The organism is Parendozoicomonas verongulae (assembly GCF_009711465.1).
Classification (GTDB): domain Bacteria; phylum Pseudomonadota; class Gammaproteobacteria; order Pseudomonadales; family Endozoicomonadaceae; genus Sansalvadorimonas; species Sansalvadorimonas verongulae.
The window spans coordinates 4,655-5,088 of the sequence record NZ_SMME01000702.1 but is presented as its reverse complement, the minus strand read 5'-3'; the positions used below and the strand labels follow the sequence as shown (position 1 = coordinate 5,088).

Annotated in this window: 1 protein-coding gene; it reads right to left on the bottom strand. The window is 57.6% G+C overall.

The features are described 5' to 3' along the window. Positions 1-434: hypothetical protein (locus E1189_RS23435; protein WP_196221140.1), on the bottom strand; the 434-nt coding region annotated here is incomplete at both ends.

Here is a 434-nt window from a genome sequence, read left to right as displayed (position 1 = left end):
ATCCTTATCATTACAGGGGGTGTTCGCCTGGCCACCGGCGGCCCGGGTACGCAGCTGAGTAAAGATGTCCAGGGCTGCTTTTTGGTTGTCCAGACCTCCCATAAGCTGAAGGTGTATCCCCAGAGCCAGTTCAATGTCCTTGTCATTACAGGGAGTGTTCATTTGCCCTCTGGCCGCCTGAGTGCGCAACCGGGTAAATATGTCCAGTGCCAGTCTCAGGTTGTCCGTGCCCCCCATAATCTGGAGTAGCCTGCCCAGAGCCAGTTCGATCTCCTTGTCATTACAGGGGATGCCCGGCTGCCCGCCGGCCGCCCGGGTGCGCAGCTGGGTAAAGATGTCCAGGGCTGTTTTCATATTGTCCCTGCCCCCCATAATCTGGAGGTGCCTGCCCACGGCCAGCTCGATCTCCTTATTATCACAGGGAGTGTTCACCT